This window comes from Streptomyces fulvoviolaceus, from assembly GCF_000718165.1.
In the GTDB taxonomy this organism is placed as follows: Bacteria; Actinomycetota; Actinomycetes; order Streptomycetales; family Streptomycetaceae; genus Streptomyces; species Streptomyces fulvoviolaceus.
Genome location: NZ_JOEY01000001.1, coordinates 285,077 through 302,103, shown reverse-complemented (window position 1 = coordinate 302,103; position 17,027 = coordinate 285,077). Strand labels below are relative to the sequence as shown.

Annotated in this window: 15 protein-coding genes; 11 read left to right on the top strand and 4 right to left on the bottom strand. The window is 71.4% G+C overall.

Annotated features, from left to right (window positions below):
- Positions 1 to 6 precede the first annotated feature (6 nt).
- Complete coding sequence (locus IG08_RS0101500; protein ID WP_030595079.1) at positions 7 to 1,284, bottom strand: amino acid deaminase; 1,278 nt, start codon at positions 1,282 to 1,284, stop codon at positions 7 to 9.
- 184 nt (positions 1,285 to 1,468) lie between these two features.
- On the opposite strand from IG08_RS0101500, the gene IG08_RS0101495 reads away from it, so the two are divergent.
- The 6 genes from IG08_RS0101495 (at position 1,469) to IG08_RS0101470 (ending at position 6,912) form a co-directional block, all read left to right on the top strand.
- Positions 1,469 to 2,656: a sugar kinase gene (locus tag IG08_RS0101495; protein WP_234342781.1), complete on the top strand. Its 1,188-nt coding sequence runs from the start codon at positions 1,469 to 1,471 to the stop codon at positions 2,654 to 2,656.
- Positions 2,653 to 3,420 carry an IclR family transcriptional regulator gene (locus tag IG08_RS0101490; protein WP_030595074.1) on the top strand — a complete coding sequence of 256 codons (768 nt, stop codon included), beginning with the start codon at positions 2,653 to 2,655 and terminating at the stop codon, positions 3,418 to 3,420. The genes IG08_RS0101495 and IG08_RS0101490 overlap by 4 nt, the downstream gene beginning before the upstream one ends.
- Positions 3,417 to 3,827: a RidA family protein gene (locus IG08_RS0101485; RefSeq protein ID WP_030595072.1), complete on the top strand. Its 411-nt coding sequence runs from the start codon at positions 3,417 to 3,419 to the stop codon at positions 3,825 to 3,827. The genes IG08_RS0101490 and IG08_RS0101485 overlap by 4 nt, the downstream gene beginning before the upstream one ends.
- Before the next feature lie 107 nt (positions 3,828 to 3,934).
- A complete protein-coding gene (locus IG08_RS0101480) occupies positions 3,935 to 5,413 on the top strand; it encodes a GntP family permease (RefSeq protein ID WP_030595069.1) in 1,479 nt (492 codons plus the stop codon).
- A 385-nt stretch (positions 5,414 to 5,798) separates the two neighbouring features.
- Positions 5,799 to 6,455 (top strand): hypothetical protein, encoded by a 657-nt coding sequence (locus tag IG08_RS0101475; protein ID WP_030595066.1) that lies wholly within the window; start codon positions 5,799 to 5,801, stop codon positions 6,453 to 6,455.
- Positions 6,456 to 6,519: 64 nt separating this feature from the next.
- A complete protein-coding gene (locus IG08_RS0101470; RefSeq protein WP_030595063.1) occupies positions 6,520 to 6,912 on the top strand; it encodes a hypothetical protein in 393 nt (130 codons plus the stop codon).
- Between the two features lie 45 nt (positions 6,913 to 6,957).
- On the opposite strand, the gene IG08_RS0101465 is transcribed toward IG08_RS0101470, so the two are convergent.
- Positions 6,958 to 8,328: a M14 family metallopeptidase gene (locus IG08_RS0101465; protein WP_030595061.1), complete on the bottom strand. Its 1,371-nt coding sequence runs from the start codon at positions 8,326 to 8,328 to the stop codon at positions 6,958 to 6,960.
- A gap of 320 nt (positions 8,329 to 8,648) precedes the next feature.
- Here IG08_RS0101465 and IG08_RS61080 point away from each other — a divergent pair, with 320 nt between their 5' ends.
- The 4 genes from IG08_RS61080 to IG08_RS0101440 all read left to right on the top strand — a co-directional run bounded on the left by IG08_RS61080 (position 8,649) and on the right by IG08_RS0101440 (position 14,223).
- Positions 8,649 to 11,243: a LuxR C-terminal-related transcriptional regulator gene (locus IG08_RS61080; RefSeq protein ID WP_043452878.1), complete on the top strand. Its 2,595-nt coding sequence runs from the start codon at positions 8,649 to 8,651 to the stop codon at positions 11,241 to 11,243.
- 62 nt (positions 11,244 to 11,305) lie between these two features.
- Positions 11,306 to 12,217 (top strand): MEDS domain-containing protein, encoded by a 912-nt coding sequence (locus IG08_RS0101450; protein WP_030595059.1) that lies wholly within the window; start codon positions 11,306 to 11,308, stop codon positions 12,215 to 12,217.
- Positions 12,218 to 12,304: 87 nt separating this feature from the next.
- A complete protein-coding gene (locus tag IG08_RS0101445; RefSeq protein ID WP_030595056.1) occupies positions 12,305 to 12,787 on the top strand; it encodes an ATP-binding protein in 483 nt (160 codons plus the stop codon).
- A gap of 125 nt (positions 12,788 to 12,912) precedes the next feature.
- The gene (locus tag IG08_RS0101440) at positions 12,913 to 14,223 is read left to right on the top strand and encodes an Nramp family divalent metal transporter (protein WP_030595052.1); all 1,311 of its coding nucleotides are present in this window, start codon (positions 12,913 to 12,915) and stop codon (positions 14,221 to 14,223) included.
- Here IG08_RS0101440 and IG08_RS0101435 read toward each other — a convergent pair.
- Positions 14,220 to 14,975, bottom strand: coding sequence for a hypothetical protein (locus IG08_RS0101435; RefSeq protein ID WP_158812166.1), 756 nt, complete (start codon positions 14,973 to 14,975; stop codon positions 14,220 to 14,222). The two genes, IG08_RS0101440 and IG08_RS0101435, sit on opposite strands and share 4 nt — an antisense overlap.
- A gap of 38 nt (positions 14,976 to 15,013) precedes the next feature.
- Positions 15,014 to 15,529 (bottom strand): SigE family RNA polymerase sigma factor, encoded by a 516-nt coding sequence (locus IG08_RS0101430; RefSeq protein WP_030595047.1) that lies wholly within the window; start codon positions 15,527 to 15,529, stop codon positions 15,014 to 15,016.
- A 144-nt stretch (positions 15,530 to 15,673) separates the two neighbouring features.
- Between IG08_RS0101430 and IG08_RS0101425 the strand changes: the two genes are divergently transcribed.
- The gene (locus IG08_RS0101425; protein ID WP_052424431.1) at positions 15,674 to 17,020 is read left to right on the top strand and encodes an MFS transporter; all 1,347 of its coding nucleotides are present in this window, start codon (positions 15,674 to 15,676) and stop codon (positions 17,018 to 17,020) included.
- Positions 17,021 to 17,027: the final 7 nt, after the last annotated feature.

Below are 17,027 nucleotides of genomic sequence, written 5' to 3'. Positions count from 1 at the left end.
CCTCTTCTAGAAGTACGTACGGATGTAGTCGACGACCGTGCCGTCCGCCTCCGCGACCGGGATCAGCTGCCACTTGTCGAAGGATGTGCACGGGTGGGACAGGCCCAGGCCCACCCAGTCGCCGACCTCCAGCTCGGCCTCGGGGCCCGTCCGCAGCCAGGCGTGCTGGTCGGACAGTCCGGTCACCTCGATGCCGGTGGCGGGGCGCTCGGTGCCGTCCCTGCGGACCACCTGGGCGAAGGGGAGGTCGAGGTCGTAGGCCGCGTCGCGCTTGCCCGCGTTCGTGAAGGCCTGTTCGGGGGAGGGGCGGGAGACGACCTGGGTCCACAGGCGGAAGGCGGGCTCCAGGGCGCCCTCCTCCGGGACCCGGTTGAAGGGGGTGATCTTGCGGTAGTGGCCGTCGTCGTGCGAGACGTAGGCGCCGGAGCGCAGCAACTTCAGTACGGGGAGCGAGAGTTCGGGGATCTCGGCGAAGACGTCGGCGACCGCGTCGAACCAGGCGCTGCCGCCCGCGCTGATGACGATCTGGTCCGTCTCCGTGAACCGCCCGGCCTTGTCGAAGTCGACGGCGAGGGCGACCAGCCGGCGCAGCCAGGCGTGCACCCGCTCCGGGGTGGCCTGGGGGACCTCGCCCTCGTAGCCGGCGACCCCCACGAGCCGGAGCGTCTGAGTGCCGGCCACGGCATCGGCGACCGCCGCGCACTCCGCCTCCGTACGGACGCCGGTGCGGGCGCCCTCGCCGGCGGCGAGCTCGACGACGACGTCCAGGGGGCGGGCGGCGTCGGCGTCGCGCAGAGCCGCGTCCATCAGCTCGACGCCGCGGACGGAGTCGACGTAGCAGATGACGTGGAAGTCCTCGCCCAGCTGGGAGGAGATCCAGCGCAGGGCGGCCGGGTCGACGAGCTCGTTGGCGAGGAAGACCCGCTCGATGCCGAACGCCCGCGCCACCCGCACCTGATGGGGCACGGCGAGCGTGATGCCCCACGCGCCGTGCTCGATCTGCCGCTGGAACAGCTGCGGCGCCATGGACGTCTTGCCGTGCGGGGCGAAGGCGAGGCCGTGGCGGGTCGCGTACGTCTCCATGAGGCGCAGGTTGTGCTCCAGGCGCTCGGCGGAGAGAGCGAGCACGGGCGTCGTGAAGCCGTCGGTGAAGAGGTTGCGGCGCTGGGCGGCCAGCTCGCCGACGGTCAGGCCGTCGGCGTCCGGGGGGAGGCCCTTGAAGCGGTGGTCCACGCGGTCCTCCGCGAGGCGGGCAAGCGCTTCGGTGCCGGTGTCGCGGGCCACGGGGCCTCCCTGGTGAGGTCTGTTGCAGTATCTGCAACGTCCATTGCGTATATCGCTTACTGCTGTCTAACATCCACGCCAATGCCGGGTCAATGGAGCCGCCGCGACCCTCCCCCACCGACCAGGAGCTACGACCATCGTGAATGCCCCCGACGTCGTGGACGTCGTCGCGCTCGGCGAGTCCATGGTCACGTTCCTGCCCTCCCGCCCGGGGCGGCTCGCCGATGTGCCTTCTTTTGACCGGGCGATCGGTGGGGCGGAGTCGAATGTGGCGTGCGGGTTGGCTGCCGCCGGCCATGCGGTGCGGTGGGTCAGCCGGGTCGGCGCCGACGGGTTCGGGGACCACCTGGTCGAGGCGATCGGTGCGTACGGCGTCGATGTCTCGTCCGTGAGCCGTGACCCTTCGCGTCCGACGGGGGTGTACTTCCGTACGGCGGGGGACCGGGCCGGGGATGACCACGAGGTGGCGTACTACCGCGCCGGGTCGGCGGCGTCGGCGATGTCGGTGGCCAATGTGGACCTGCCGGCGGCTCGGGTGCTGCACCTGTCCGGGATCACGGCGGCGCTGTCCGACGAGTGCCTGTCGCTGCTGCGAGAGCTGACGGCTCCTGGCCCCGGACGCCCCCTGATCTCCTTCGACGTCAACCACCGGGCTGGACTGTGGCGGGATGCCGACGGCCCGCGGGTGCTGCTGGAGCTGGCTCGGTGCGCCGACATCGTGTTCGTGGGGGAGGACGAGGCGGAGAAGGCGTGGGGGATTTCGGGCGGGCCGGAGGGGATCCGTGCGGTGCTGCCCGAGCCGGGCGTGTTGGTGGTGAAGCAAGGAGGGGTGGGGGCTACAGCGTTCGTGTCGGCTGCGGGCCGGTGGGGGCTGGTCGCGCCCCGCGGCGGAGCCGCATATCGATACAGCCCCGCGCCCCTGGGGTCGGACACTGGCCCTCGGTCACAAGGCGCGGCCGCCTCACCCACGCAGCCTGCGGGCAGTCGTGCCGCTGGGATGGCTCCCGACCCGAAGCGGGGCGGCACCCCGTCAGCGCCGGGCTGCGCGACCCACCCCCGCTCAGCCCCCACCCAGAGCACTTTCGTCCCCGCCCTCGACGTGGACGTCGTAGCAACAACCGGTGCCGGCGACGCCTTCGCCGCAGGGTTCCTCTCCGCGACCCTTCGCGACCTCCCCCTGCAGGCCCGCCTCCGGCACGGCCACCTCTGGGCCGCCGCCACCCTCACCGCCCCCGGCGACCTCGCACCACCTCCCACCCGCGCACACGCCGACCGCCTGGCCGCCGTGGACGACGAAACGTGGGAGACACTTCGACTCGGCCCCGGCTGGACGCAAGCCGAGCAGGCCCCGGAGGAGGTACGTACGACATGAGCCAGACCGTCGACCGCGCGCTCAGCATCCTGCCGCTGCTCGCCGAGGGCCCCGCCGACCTGGGGCAGGTCGCCGACCGCCTCGGCGTCCACAAGTCCACGGCCCTACGACTCCTCCGTACGCTCCACGAGCACGGCATGGTCTACCGCCAGTCCGACCAGCGCTACCGCCTCGGCGCCCGCCTCATCGCCCTCGCCCAGGAGGCGATGGAGAACCTCGACATCCGCGGGATCGCCCACCCCCATCTCGTACGCCTCAACGAGCAGTGCGGCCACACCGTCCACCTCGCCGTGTACGAGGAGGCCGAGGTCCTCTACATCGACAAGGTCGAGAGCCGGTACCCGGTGCGGATGTACTCGCGGATCGGGAAGCCGGTGGCCATCACGGTCGCGGCCGTGGCGAAACTCCTCCTCGCCGACCTGCCCGAGGCCGAGCGCCGCGCCCTCGCCGACAAGCTCGACTACCCCCTGTACACGGCCCGTTCGACGCCCAACGCCCCCGCGTTCCTGCGGGAGTTGGACAAGGTGCGCGAACAGGGCTGGGCCACCGACCTCGGCGGCCACGAGGAGTCCATCAACTGCGTTGCCGCACCGATCCGCGGCGCCGACGGCAAGGTCGTCGCCGCGATGTCGGTCTCCGCGCCGAACGTCGTCGTCACCGCCGACGAACTCCTCACCCTGTTGCCGCTGGTCCGCCGTACCGCGGACGCGATCAGCGGCGAGTACTCCGGCAGAACCCCCGTCAAGGAAGCCAACACCTCATGACCGAGAAGATCGCGCTCACCCCGAAGACCCACACCACCCCGCCCGCGAAGTTCTCCCACGGCGTGCGGAAGGGCAACATCCTTCAGGTCGCCGGCCAGGTCGGCTTCCTCCCCGCCGTCGAGGGGCAGCCTCCGACGCCCGCCGGCCCCGCCCTGCGCGAGCAGACCCTCCAGACCCTCGCCAACGTCAAGGCGATCCTGGAGGAGGGCGGCGCGAGCTGGGACGACGTGATGATGATCCGCGTCTACCTCACGGACGTCGACCACTTCGCCGAGATGAACGGCATCTACAACACCTACTTCGAGGAGCAGGGCCTCACCGCGCCTCCGGCCGCCCGTACGACGGTCTACGTCGGGCTTCCCGCCGGGCTCCTCATCGAGATCGACGCGCTGGCCGTACTCGGCTGACGCCCTCTCAACTCCCGCACGCCGTACACGGCATGGCACCTCTCGGGGTGCCGTGCCGCGATCCCCCCTGCCCGAAAGCAGCATGCACTTACGCAGAGGACCCCCAAATGTCCTATCCGCTCGCGGCGTCCCCCACCCCCGAAACCCCACCCCACACCGGAGGCCTCCTCCTCCTCATCGACGGCACCGCAGGCCTCCTGACGGTCGCCGCCATCGGTATCGCGCTGCTCCTCTTCCTGATCATCAAGGCCCGCCTCCAGCCCTTCGTCGCCCTCCTCGCCGTCTCCATAGCCGTCGGCCTGCTCGCCGGTCTGTCGGTCACCGAACTCTTCGGCACGGTCCAGCGATCGGACGCGGTGTCGACGATCGAGTCCGGCATGGGCGGCATCCTCGGCCATGTCGCGATCATCATCGGCCTGGGCACGATGCTCGGCGCGATCCTCGAAGTCAGCGGCGGGGCGGAGGTGTTGGCGTCGAGGCTGCTGAATCTCTTCGGCGAGAAGAGGGCACCTCTCGCCATGGGCCTCACCGGCCTGATCTTCGGCATCCCGGTCTTCTTCGACGTGGGCATCTTCGTCCTGGCGCCCATCGTGTACGCGGCGGCGAAGCGCAGCGGCAAGTCGATCCTGCTCTACTGCCTGCCCCTGCTCGCGGGCCTGTCGGTGACGCACGCGTTCCTGCCGCCGCACCCGGGCCCGGTGGCCGCCGCCGGACTCCTGCACGTGGATCTCGGCTGGGTCATCCTCATGGGCGTGGTCTGCGGACTGCCCGCCGTGGCCGTCGCCTGGGTCTACTCCGCGTGGATCGGCAAGAGGATCTTCGTCGCCGTACCGCAGGACATGGTCGAGGCCGCCGCCGAGGCCAAGCAGGCCGTGCTCGACGAACAGCGCGCGTCCGGCGTCGAGCCGCGGGAGACACCGGTGCCGCTGGGCACGGTCCTCGGCATCATCGGCACGCCGCTGGTGCTGATCCTCGCCGCCACCTTCTCCTCGATCGCCCTGGACCCCTCCACGGGCCGCTCGGTGATCGAGTTCTTCGGCAGCCCGTTCGTGGCCCTGACGATCGCGTTGTTGCTGGCGTACTACCTGCTGGGCATACGGCGAGGCTGGTCCCGCAAGTCCCTGGAGACGGTGTCGACGGCCTCCCTGAAGCCGGTCGGCAACATCCTCCTGGTCGTCGGCGCGGGCGGCATCTTCGGCGCGATCCTGAAGGCCAGCGGCGTCGCCCAGGCCCTGTCGGACACCTTCAACGACGTCGGCCTCCCGGTGCTCGTCCTGTCGTACCTGATCTCGGTCGTGCTCCGGGTCGCGCAGGGCTCGGCGACGGTCGCGATCGTGACGACGGCGGGCATCGTGGCGCCGTTGCTCTCCGAGGGCAACCACTCCCAGGCCTTCGTCGCCCTCGTCATCATGGCCATCTCGGCCGGCTCGATCTTCGCCTCGCACGTCAATGACGGCGGCTTCTGGATGGTCGCGAAGTACTTCGGCATCAGCGAGCGGGACACGTTGAAGACGTGGACCGTGCTGGAGACGGTGCTGTCGGTGGCGGGGTTCGCGGTGGCGGCGGTGCTGAGTCTGTTCGTGTAGGCGGTACGGCGGCTGGTCGGGCCGGTGAGGTGGCGGTGCCCCTCTCACCGGCCCGGCGGCTCAGGCGTCGTCATCCGCGAAGAGTTCTGCGGCGGCTGGCGCGGTGACGGCGCGGGTGAGCCAGTGGCGCAGGAGGTCGGGTTCTTTCCCTCTAGTGGTCCTTGGGGAAGGCCGCCCCCGGCACCGCGGCACGGGTTTCTGGAGTGCGGTGGGAGCGTGATCTCGGCCAACTCGGTCTTACGAGGACGCAGTCCCACAACCTGGACGGACTTCCTGTCGTACGCCTCCGACGGCCCCTCGGCCTGAGCGCCCGTCCCGTCCGTCCCCCGAGACTCCTCCGCCCCCGGCGCCCCACGGCACAGCTTCGTCCGCCATACTTCCCGCTGTGGAGCAGCGCATAGGTTCGAGCAGCCAGCCCCTGGAAGGCGCCGGGTTCGACCCGGCTTTCATCCCCGGGCTCACCTCACCCGTGTCCGGCGAGCCGGCGGACGGCAAGGGCGCCAAGGACGTCGAGCCGGACGATGCGGTGGAGGCCGACGAGGCCGCCCCGGTCGAGGCCGAGGCGCCCGAGGAGCCCTCCGCCGAGGCGGCCGTAGAGGGGGAGGCGGAAGAGGACGAAGCCTCCGACGGCCCCGCCTTCGAGGCCTCCGACCGGCGCGCGAAGATCGTCGCCGACCACAAGGGCGTACGGCTCGCCCTGGACGACCAGGCGTGCGAGTTCCGCTGGGACGAGATCGGAGCCGTGGAGACGGAGTCCCCGCGCTTCGGCAAGCGGTTCACCATCACCGTCCACACTCCCGACCGCCGCTGGTACCCGATCGAGATCGAGGCGACGGCCCGGTCGCGGTTCGCCGAGTGGGAGACGCAGTTGGACGCGGTCCTGGACGCGTACTTCGAGGACGGTGAAGAGGACGGCGACGAGGGCGCGGAGGACGCGGAGACCGCCGTCGAGGACGCCGAGACCGAGGTCGCCAAGGACGCCGAGACCGAGGTCGCCAAGGCCGATGCCAAGGACGCCGACACCAAGTCCGACGTCGACTGACACCCGTACCGCACTTGAGTATTCGTACTCACGCCCTAGTCGGCCCACCGTGACACGGTGAGGTATGACCAAGAGCCGGACCACCCGCTGGGCCAAGGGAACGCTCGTCTCTGCCGTGGCCGCCGTCGTCTGCCGCGCAGGCTGGGAACGGCTGCGGGAGTGGTCGAGCGACGTGGCCGCGGCCGATCCGGGGGCGATGGGCGCCGGCTGGCTCGAGGCGATGCTGGCGAGTGTCGCGGGTCTGGTGGCGATGCCGGTCCTGCTGTGGGTGGGCATGCGGCTGCTCGGTGAGCGGGGCAACCATCTGCTCGTGCTGGCGGGTGTGTTGGCCTGGTGGCTCATCGGCGGCCACGTCGTCGAGAACGCCGATGTCGGAGCCACCGCCACCGCGCTGCTGCTGACCCTGTTCGCCCTGCTCGGCGGAGCGCTGTCCATGGCCGAGCTGACGGATACGTGAGAGTGGGGGCCGTCGCCCGGCGACGGCCCCCACCTCAGCAGGGCACTAACCGCAGTACTGCGCTTCCTTCCCGATCGACCGGTACATACAGTCCGCGTTCTCCAGCAGTTGCAGCACCGCGTCCCGGTTGCGCGCGGTCTCCCGTTCGATGACCTCGTCGGGCGGGTAGAAACCGCCACCCGAACTCGACGACGGGTACATCTCGAACGTGTAGCTGAAGATCTTGTGTGAACCCCAGAGGTAGTCGTCGATCGACCCGTCGGTGATGTACAGGTCGCTCGCCTGCTCCGCGGTGTAGCCGTTGCTGGCCGCCATCTTCTGCCCGACGGTCGCGAAGGCGTTCCGGTCGTCCGCCGTCATCCCGGTCGTCGTGTCCGAGGTGGTGTACCCGAAGGGCCACAGCACCAGCTCGCTGTACGTGTGGAAGTCGACCCCTGCCGTGATCTGCTGCTCCCCGCCGACGACCCGGCTGCGCACGAAGTCGGCGACGACCTTGACCTCCGGCGCGGACTCGGCGGCGGTGCCCCGGTACGTCTCGGAGGACGTCGACCCGGACGAGCCGCCGCAGCAGCCCCACCGGTAGGCCCAGTTGCGGTTGAGGTCCGTACCGACGTACGAGGAACCGGAGTTGGGCTGCCGGTTCTTGCGCCAGGAGCGGTACGAGCCGGTGGCGATGTCGTACTCGCCGCCGTCCGGATTGAGGTCCGGGATGATCCAGACCTCGCGGTTGTTCACCATGCTGGTGACCCGGGAGTCGGAGCCGTAGCCCGCGCCGAGTTCGCGGATCAGGTACAGCGCCATCTCGACGGTGAGGTGCTCGCGGGCGTGCTGGTGGTGGGTGAACAGCACCTCCGGCTCGGCCTCGTCCGTCGCCACGTTGTCGCTGATCTTGATGGCGACGATGTCCCGACCGGAGTACGACTTCCCGATCACGCGCTTGCTCATGATGTTCGGGTAGGCCGCGAGCCGGGTGTCGATCTCCGAGGTCATCTCGGCGTAGTTGTGGTAGCGCGAGTCGGCCGAGGGGAAGTCGAAGAGGCGGATCTCGTCCTCGGCCAGGCGGTCCGGAGCGGCGCCCAACGCCTCGACCTGGTAGCCGAGTTGGCGCAGCTTCTTGATCTGGTCCGCGCGGCCGGAGATCACCACCGTCTCCTCGTCGGCCTCGTCGACCGTCACTCCGGTCTTCTGAATGGCCGTACGGGTCAGGGGAGTCGAGTGCTGGTGGATCTCGTACTGACGGACGTCGTCCACCGACGGGGCCGCTTTCCGGGCGCTGTCGGCGTTCGCGGAGAGGGGGGCCGCGAGGGCGAGGGCCGCGAGCGTGGCGACGGCGGCGATGGCGGCGCGTCGTCTTCCGGCGCGGAGGCCTGAGCCGGCGCCGGATCCGGCGCCCGATCCGCGTATGCGAAGTCGCATGAAGTCTCCTAGTTTCTCCAGGTTTCCGGGGTCTCCGGAAGTGGGGGAGTGGAGCGGGGGGTGGTTCAGCGACGTACAGGTGGCACACAGGTGCGGGTGTGGCGCTCATCCTCTGCTCATGGCATGAGCAGGTCAAGAGTGAATAAAGACGGGGTGGCCAGAACCGTTCGTCGAACGGGGGTCGCGCAGTGTACGCGTGCCCGCGGCACATGTGGCGACCCTCGGTGAAGTGCACCCACGGGTGTGAGGCGCACGTGCATATATGTGGAATCCGGGGAAGGGTGGAGGTTCGGACCACACCTCCACAGGACTGGCTGATCATGGGCGGATCAGCGCCACGACGGGACGGGCAACTGCCGGTCGAGACGACCAGCTTCGTCGACCGGCGCAGCGAACTGGCCGAAGGCCGCGAGCTGTTGGCCCGCGCGCGTCTGGTCACCCTGACCGGGCCGGGCGGCGTCGGCAAGACACGCCTGGCTGCCCGGATCGCGGCCCGCGTGGAGCGCGCCTTCCCCGACGGCGTCCGCTTCGTGTACCTGGCCGGGCTGCACGACCCGGCGCTCGTCCCGCTCGCCGTGGCCGACGCGCTCGGCCTGCACGACCACTCCGGCCGGCCACCGCTGGACGCCCTGGCCGAGCAGGTGCGCGACCGGCGTCTGCTCCTCGTCATCGACAACTGCGAACACCTGCTGCCCGCCTGCGCCGACCTCGCCGCCGCCCTTCTGCACGGCACCACCGGCGTCCGGATCCTCGCCACCAGCCGCCACCGCCTCGGCCTCACCGAGGAGAACCTGCTGGAGGTACGGCCCCTGCCCGTCCCCGACCCGGACGGCGACCTCTCCGCCGCCGCCACCCACCCCGCCCTCGCCCTCTTCGCCGACCGGGCCGCCGCCGTGGTCCCCGGCTTCCGGCTCACCGCCGACAACCGGGCCGCCGTCGCCCGGCTGTGCCGGCGCCTGGACGGACTTCCGCTCGCCATCGAACTCGCCGCCGTCCGCATGCGCGTCCTCGGCGTGGAACAGCTTCTGGAACGCCTCGACGACCGCTACCGCCTGCTCACCGGCGGCAGCCCCGCCGCCCTGCCCCGCCACCAGACGCTGCGCGCCGCGGTCGACTGGAGCCACGAACTCTGCACCGAGCAGGAGCAGTTGGTGTGGGCCCGGCTGTCGGTACCGGCCGGAAGCTTCGACCTGGAGACCGCGGAGGCCGTCTGCGCCGACGGCGTCCGGATCCAGTCGTACGACGTCCTCGAGGCCGTCGCCGGCCTGGTCGACAAGTCCGTCCTGTGCCGCGAACCGGGCCCGGACGGCGTCCGCTACCGCCTTCTCGACACCCTCCGCCACTACGGCCTCGACTCGCTCCGCGAGTCGGCGGTCGAGGAACTCGCCACCCGCCGCCGCCACCGCGACTGGATGCAGCAGCGCGCCGCCGCCTGCGAACGGGCCTGGTTCGGGCCGGGCCAACGCGAGATCGTCGCCCGCCTACGGGCGGACCAGGACAACCTGCGGGCGGCCCTGGAGTTCAGCCTTGCCGGGATGCGGGGGGCGGACGCCCTTGCCGGGCCGGGTGGGGCGCTCACCGCAGCGGGTGGGGTGGCTGTCGGGCCGGGTGCGGCGTTTGTCGGGCCGGATGGGCCGGACCCCCTGAGCGGGGCCGGCGAAGTCAGGTGCGGTTCGGCAGCGCCCCAAAGGGGCGCGGGGCTGTATCGATTTGCGGCTGCGCCGCGGGGCGCGACCAGCCACGACGGCGCCGCAGCCGAACGACGGCACCTCGCGGCACCCCCAGCGGAGCGCCTCGCGGAACGCCTCGCGGCCCTCCGCCTAGCCGGCACCCTCTGGTTCTACTGGCACGCCTGCGGTGCACCGCGAGAGGGCCGTTACTGGCTGGACCGGGCCCTGGACGCCAACCCCGAACCCACACGCGAGCGCGCCCGCGGGCTCTGGATCGCCGGGCTCCTCGCCGGCTGCCCGGAGGACCTCACCCGGGGCCGCCGGCGCGCCGAGGAGGCCCGGGAGCTGGCCCGGAGCCTCGGGGACGAGGCCGAGGCCGCCCACGCCGACTACGTCATCGGTGTCGTCCGGCTGTTCGCCGACGAACTGCCCGCCACCCTCGCGCACTTCGAGGCCGGCGTCGCCCGCGGCCGCGTCCCCGGCCAGCACCTCAGCCTCGTCGGCCTCGACCAGGTCGAACTCGCCTGCACACTGGGCTTCCTGGGACAGGCGGACCGGGCCGTGGAGGTCTGCCGGAAGGCGCTGCGGCTCTGCGAGGAGCACGGCGAGGAATGGGTCCGCTCCTACGTCCTGCGGATGCTCGCCCTCGCCCACACCGTGAAGCGGGACTGGCCGCGCGCCGAGACGTACGCCCGCGAGGCCCTGCGCCTCAAGCTCGCCGTCAACGACGTCATCGGCATCGCCCTCACCCTCGACCTGGCGGCCCGCATCGCGACGGAACGCGACGCCCACGAACACGCGGCCGTCCTGCTCGGCGGCGCCGACCGCACCTGGGCCTCCGTCGACCGCGACCGCTTCGGCTCGCAGGCCCTCGCCGCCACCCGCCACGCCAGCGAGCGACGGGCCCGCGAGGCCCTCGGCCGCTCCGCCTTCGCCGCGGCCTACGAACGCGGCGCCGGCCTCGGCCCCGGGCTCGCGGAGCTCGTCGGATACGCACTCCAGGAGCCCGGTCTGCCCGAACGGGCCGACACCGGCAGCCAGTTGAACGACACCCCCCGGATCCGCCTCACCCGCCGCGAGGCCCAGGTCGCCGAACTCGTCGCCGAGGGCCTCGCCAACCAGCAGATCGCCGACCGCCTGGTGATCGCCCGCCGCACCGCCGAAGGCCATGTGGAACGCATCCTCAACAAACTCGGCTTCAACACCCGCAGCCAGATCGCCGCCTGGGTCGCAGCCCAGCGCTGAGCCTCACCCCCATGCCCCCCATGCCCCCCATGCAAGCGGCACACCGACCGAAGGGGACCGATGTGAGTACCCAACCCGCCCCCACACACGGGGCCTTCGACCACCGCATGGCCGTCTACGGCGCCGACGACGGCTTCGTGGCCGCGGCCCTGCCCTTCCTCACCGAAGGCCTGGCCGACCCCGCCGAACCCCCGCCCGCGGCCATCGCCGCCCCCGACAAGCTCGACCTCCTGCACGACGCCCTAGGCGCCGACGCCAAGCACGTCACCCTCATCCCGCACACCGACTGGTACACCGGCTCCGCCGCCAACGCCGTGGCCCGGAGCGCCGGTTACCTCACGGCGAACGCCGGCCCCGGCGGCCGTATCCACCTCCTCATGGAACCCGTCTGGAACGGCCGCGCCGGCCGCTCCCCGCGCGAGACCACCGAGTGGATCCGCTACGAGGCCCTCGCCAACCTCCTCTTCGCCCCGTTCGCGACGACTGCGATGTGCGCCTACGACACCCGCACCGCCGGCACCGCCATCGTCGACGCCGCCCGCCGCGCCCACCCGGGCACGGACGTGTACAAGGACCCCGTACGGCTCGCCGCCGAGCTGGACGCCGTACCGCTGCCGGAGCCCCCGCCCGACGCGGAACCGCTCACGGAGCCGAACGCCGACGCCGTACGACAGCGGGCCCGCGCCCGCGGACTCGCGCCGGCCGACGCGGACCTGTTCGCCACGGCCGTCACCGAGACGATGGCGTTCCTCGGCCCGCTCACCGGCACCGCGCTGCTGTGGGGCGAGGGATCCGGCTGTGTGTGCGAACTGCGCTCCACGCGCCGCGTCGACGACCCGCTCGCCGGCTTCGTCCCGCCGCCCACCGCCGTACTGGAAGCGGGCCAGGGCCTGTGGTTCGCCCGGCAGGTGTGCGCGTACGTGGATGTCCGCGACGACCGGGCCGGGGCCACGGTCCGGCTCCAGTACGCGTAGGCACCCGTGAGTATGCGGAGGCGTACAGGTATGGAATCGGGTAGTCCTCCCCGTGTGCCGCGCCCCCGGGCAGGCCACCCTGAAAGCATGCTGCAACACTCCGGGGGACGCCTCCCGGACCCCGACCCTCGATACGGCGCGTACCTCCAGCCACCCTGGGGGGCAGGTCACCTGAGTGTCGAGTACGACCCCCGTCCCTCCGCCGTCCGCGAGGCCCGCGCGGAGGTGCGAAGGCAGTTGGAGGGGTGGGGGCTCGCGGAGGCGGACGACTTGGTGGACACCGCCGAACTCCTCGTCAGCGAGCTGTGCACCAACGCCCTGCTGCACTCCGCGAGCCGCTTCACGCTCACCCTGTCCGCCGCACACGGCGTCCTGCGCTGCGAGGTCGCCGACTCCGGCCGCCGGACCCCGCAGGTGCTGGAAGCGGGCACCTCGGAGAGCGGCCGGGGCATGTTCCTGGTGGAGGCGCTGGCCCTGCGCTGGGGCTGCCACCAGGACGGGCCGGGCAAGACCGTCTGGTTCGAGCTCGGCACGTGCGGGTCGGACGGCTGTGGTCGGCGACAGCCGTAGCGCTCCGCTGGGTTGGGGGTCTCGGCGGCGCGCCCAGCCGCTGGGGCCGCCGCCCGTCCTGCCGGGTGTTTCCTTCACTGCATGCCCTCTTGTGTCCCCGCTCTCTTTACGCTTTCTTGATCCGCATGGCGGACACCACGGACAACACAGCGACAGCGGAAGCCAGCGTCCCTCGCAAGTCCAGTTGGCGGTACATCGGCCCGGGAATCGTCGTCGCCGCCACCGGCGTGGGCGCCGGTGACCTGGTCGCCACCCTCATCGCCGGCAGCAACTTCGGTTACACCCTCCTGTGGGCCGCCGTCATCGGCTGCCTGGTCAAGATCTCCCTCGCCGAGGCCGCCGGCCGCTGGCACCTCTCCACCGGCCGCACCCTCTTCGACGGCTGGGCCAGCCTGGGCCGCTGGACCAGCTGGTTCTTCGTCGCCTACGTCGTCATCTGGGGCTTCGTCTACGGCGCGGCGGCGATGTCGTCGAGCGCGCTCCCGTTGCAGGCGCTGTTCCCGGACGTGATGGACCTCAAGTGGTGGGCCATCGCCTGCGGTCTGGTCGGCCTGGTCTTCGTCTGGTTCAACAAGTACGAGGTCTTCGAGAAGGTCATGACGCTCCTGGTGGGCGTCATGTTCGTGGTGACGGTGTACCTGGCGATCCGGGTCACCCCGCACCTGGGAGAGGCCTTCGCGGGCCTCCTCCCCGTCCTCCCGGACGAGAAGGACTCGATCCTCAACACGCTGGGCCTCATCGGCGGGGTGGGCGGCACCATCACCCTTGCCGCGTACGGCTATTGGGTCAACGCCAAGGGTTGGACCAACACGGGCTGGATGAAGGTGATGCGCCTCGACAACCGCGTCGCCTACATCACCACCGGCATCTTCGTGGTCTCGATGCTCTTCGTCGGAGCGGAGCTCCTGCACTCCGCCAACGTGGAGATCGCGAGCGGCGACAAGGGCCTGATCCAGCTGACCGACATCCTGGAGGACAAGTACGGCTCGGCGACGGCCAAGTTCTTCCTGATCGGCTTCTTCGCCACGTCCTTCACCTCCCTCATCGGCGTCTGGCACGGCGTGAGCCTGATGTTCGCGGACTTCGTGGCGCGCTACCGGAGGGGTGCTGCGGAGGCGAGTGGCGAGGCGGTCGCGTCGGGGTCCCGGGAGAAGTCCTGGCCGTTCCGCGCCTACCTGCTCTGGCTGACGTTCCCCCCGATCGTCCTGCTCTTCCAGGGCCAGCCGTTCCGACTGATCATCCTGTACGGCGTCCTCGGCGCCGCGTTCCTTCCCTTCCTGGCGGGAACGCTGATCTGGCTGCTCAACTCCTCCCGGACGCCGAGGGAATGGCGCAACGGGCTGCTGAGCAACGCGATGCTGGTGATCGCGGGGCTGCTGTTCCTGGTGCTGTGCGTGAAGCAGGTCTGGGATCAGCCGTGGGCGGAGTTCTTCTAGCCGCCGGTGAAGTAGCGGTCCCATGCCGGGTCCGTGACCAGGTCCTGCAACTGGTCGGTGGACAGGGGAGGTTCGTCCCGGGTGGCCGGTGCCTTCCAGGAGTCCGGCGTGTTCGTCTCGCTCACCTCGACGCGCCGGCCGTCAGGTGTGAGTAGATCCGCGGTCCAGATCTTCTCGCCCGCGCCGTCGCCGGGCTCCTGCACGATCCTGAGCACCGAGCTGTCGGGCAGCCTGGTCACCTCGCAACTGTCGTACGGATTCTTCGTCTTGTCGGGGCAGCGGGTCGTCTCGCGGGCGAGGGAGCTGCCCGGCTCGACCTGGACCAGGCTCAGGCGGACGGTGGAGAGGCCCTTGCCGTCGTCGTACACCAGGCTGCCCAGCAAGCCGACGCCCGTGACGGACTCGTTGCTGAACTTGCCCTCGGGCAGCAGGTTCTTGAGGGTCTCCATCGCATCGACGACCGTGAGCGGCTTACGTGTGGGAGAGGCGGTAGGGGCCTCGGTGCGCGCCACGGCAGGCAGGTTCTGCCCACCGGACCCGCCACCGGGCAGCAGCAGCGCCCCACCCAGACCGACGAGCGCGATGCTCGCCGCACCGCCCAACACGGCTACCCGGCGCCGCAGTTGGAGCCGCCGTCCGTGGGCCCGCCCGGCGGCGGCGAGCCTCGTCTGGTCGTCGGGATCGAAGGTGCCGCCGACCTGGCGCAGGGCGGCGCCGAGCCGGTCCTCGAAGGAGTCGTGTTCGACGGGCATGGACATCACCTTCCGGCGTGGTCGAGTAACGGAGTGGGTCAGGGACGGACGTACTCGGCGAGGTCCTCGCCCAGCAGCTCCCGCAACCGGCCGAGCGCACGCGTACACCGCGTCCGTACGGCCGCCGAGCTGGCGTGCATCGCGACGGCGGTCTCCTCGATCGAGCGGTCCTCCCAGTACCGCAGGACGACGACGGCCCGGTCCTTGGCGGGGAGTTGGGCGAGCGCGCCGAGCAGCGTGAGCCGCAGCGACACGTCGTCGGAGGCGGAGCCGGCGTCGGGCCGCTCCGGCAGGGCGTCGGTGGCGCGCTCGGTGCTGCTGCGGCGCCGCTGGTGGGCGAGGAAGGTGCGGGTGAGGACGGTCTGCGCGTACCCGGCGGGGTTGTCCGCCCGGGTCACGCGGTGCCACCGGGTGTAGATCCGCCCGAGGGTCTCCTGTACGAGATCCTCGGCGAGATGCGTGTCCCCGGCCGTCAGCAGACACGCGGACCGGTACAACTGCGCCGCCCGCGCGGCCACGAACTCCGCGTACTGGTCCTCCGGGACCTGTCTCATGTGCTCCCCCTCGCGCCGTCCTCACCCCACTGATGCGGTGGCCCCCGGGAAATGTTTCACGGGGTTCGCGGGGCATTGACACAGGTGGGGGCCGAGGAGAGACTCACCCGGCCACAGCGCCGTGGCGGAAAGCGAGAGTGAACGGTGGCTTCGACCACGCCCCCGCCAGGACGCCCCACCAGGGCGGTCGGCCTGGTCATCGCCCTGTGCTGGCTGACGCTGTTCTTCGACGGCATGGACGCGATGCTCTACGGCGCGACGATGCCGCACCTGCTGGCCGACCCGTCACTCGGCTTCACCCACGCCCTGGCCGGAACGATCGGCAGCTGGACGACCTTCGGCATGCTGATCGGAGCCCTGGCGACGGGCTCGCTGACGGACTGGCTGGGCCGGAAGCCGCTGGTCACGGCGAGTGTGGTGCTGTTCTCGCTGGGCTCGGCGGTGTGCGCACTGGCCCCGGACGCCACGGCCTTCGGAGCGGGCCGCTTCGTGGCGGGCCTGGGTCTGGGCGGTCTGATGCCGCTGGCCCTGGCGATCGTCGCGGAGTTCGCTCCGCCACGCCGGGCGGCCCTGGCCATGGGCCTGATGATGACGTCGTACCACGCGGGCGGCATGGCGGCGACGGGCGTGGGCCTGGCCCTCGGCCCCGGCCAGGGCTGGCGCTGGGCCTTCTGGATCGGCGCGCTGCCGGCGCTGATCGCGGTACCGGCGGTGCTGAGATGGCTGCCGGAGTCTCCGGCCGTCCTGCTGGCGAGGGGCCGCGCGCAGCAGTCGTACGACATCGCGGACCGCTACGGCCTGGAGCGCCCGGGCGGCCCCGGCGAGGCACCTCCGAGGACGGGCGCGAGGGCGGAGTTGCGGGTGATCACGGGCCTCTTCGCGCGCGAGACCCGCCTGGCGACCCCGCTGCTCTGGATCGCGTCCTTCTCCGGCCTGCTGCTGGTCTTCGGCGTCTCGATGTGGCTGCCGGAGCTGATGCGGGCTTCGGGCCATTCACTCTCCTCCTCGGTCACGTTCCTGATGGTGATCAACGCGGGCGGCATCGTCGGCATGCTGATCGCGGGCCGCACGGCGGACCGTTTCGGCCCGGTACGGGTGTCGGCGCTGTGGTTCCTGCTGACGGCGTGCGGCACATACGCGCTGAGGGCACACCTGCCGCTGACCGCCGCCTACGCGGTGGTGTTCGTGACGGGCATCTGGCTCTACAGCGCCCAGGCGATGGTCTACGCCGCCACGGCCCGCGTCTACGCAGCCCGCGAACGCGCCACCGGCCTCGGCTGGGTCACCGGCGTGGGCCGGCTCGGCGGGGTGGTCGGCCCGACCCTGGGCGGCACGGTCCTCGCGTCCGGCGACGCGTCGCTCGGCTTCACGACGTTCGCGGTGACGGCGGTGCTGGGGGCGGCGGCGATCGGGCTGGTGCCGGTGGTGACGGGCGGATGGCGGTGGCGGGTGCGGAGGATGGCGCACGCGCTGGTCACGGCGGCGGGCTGAGGCGGGG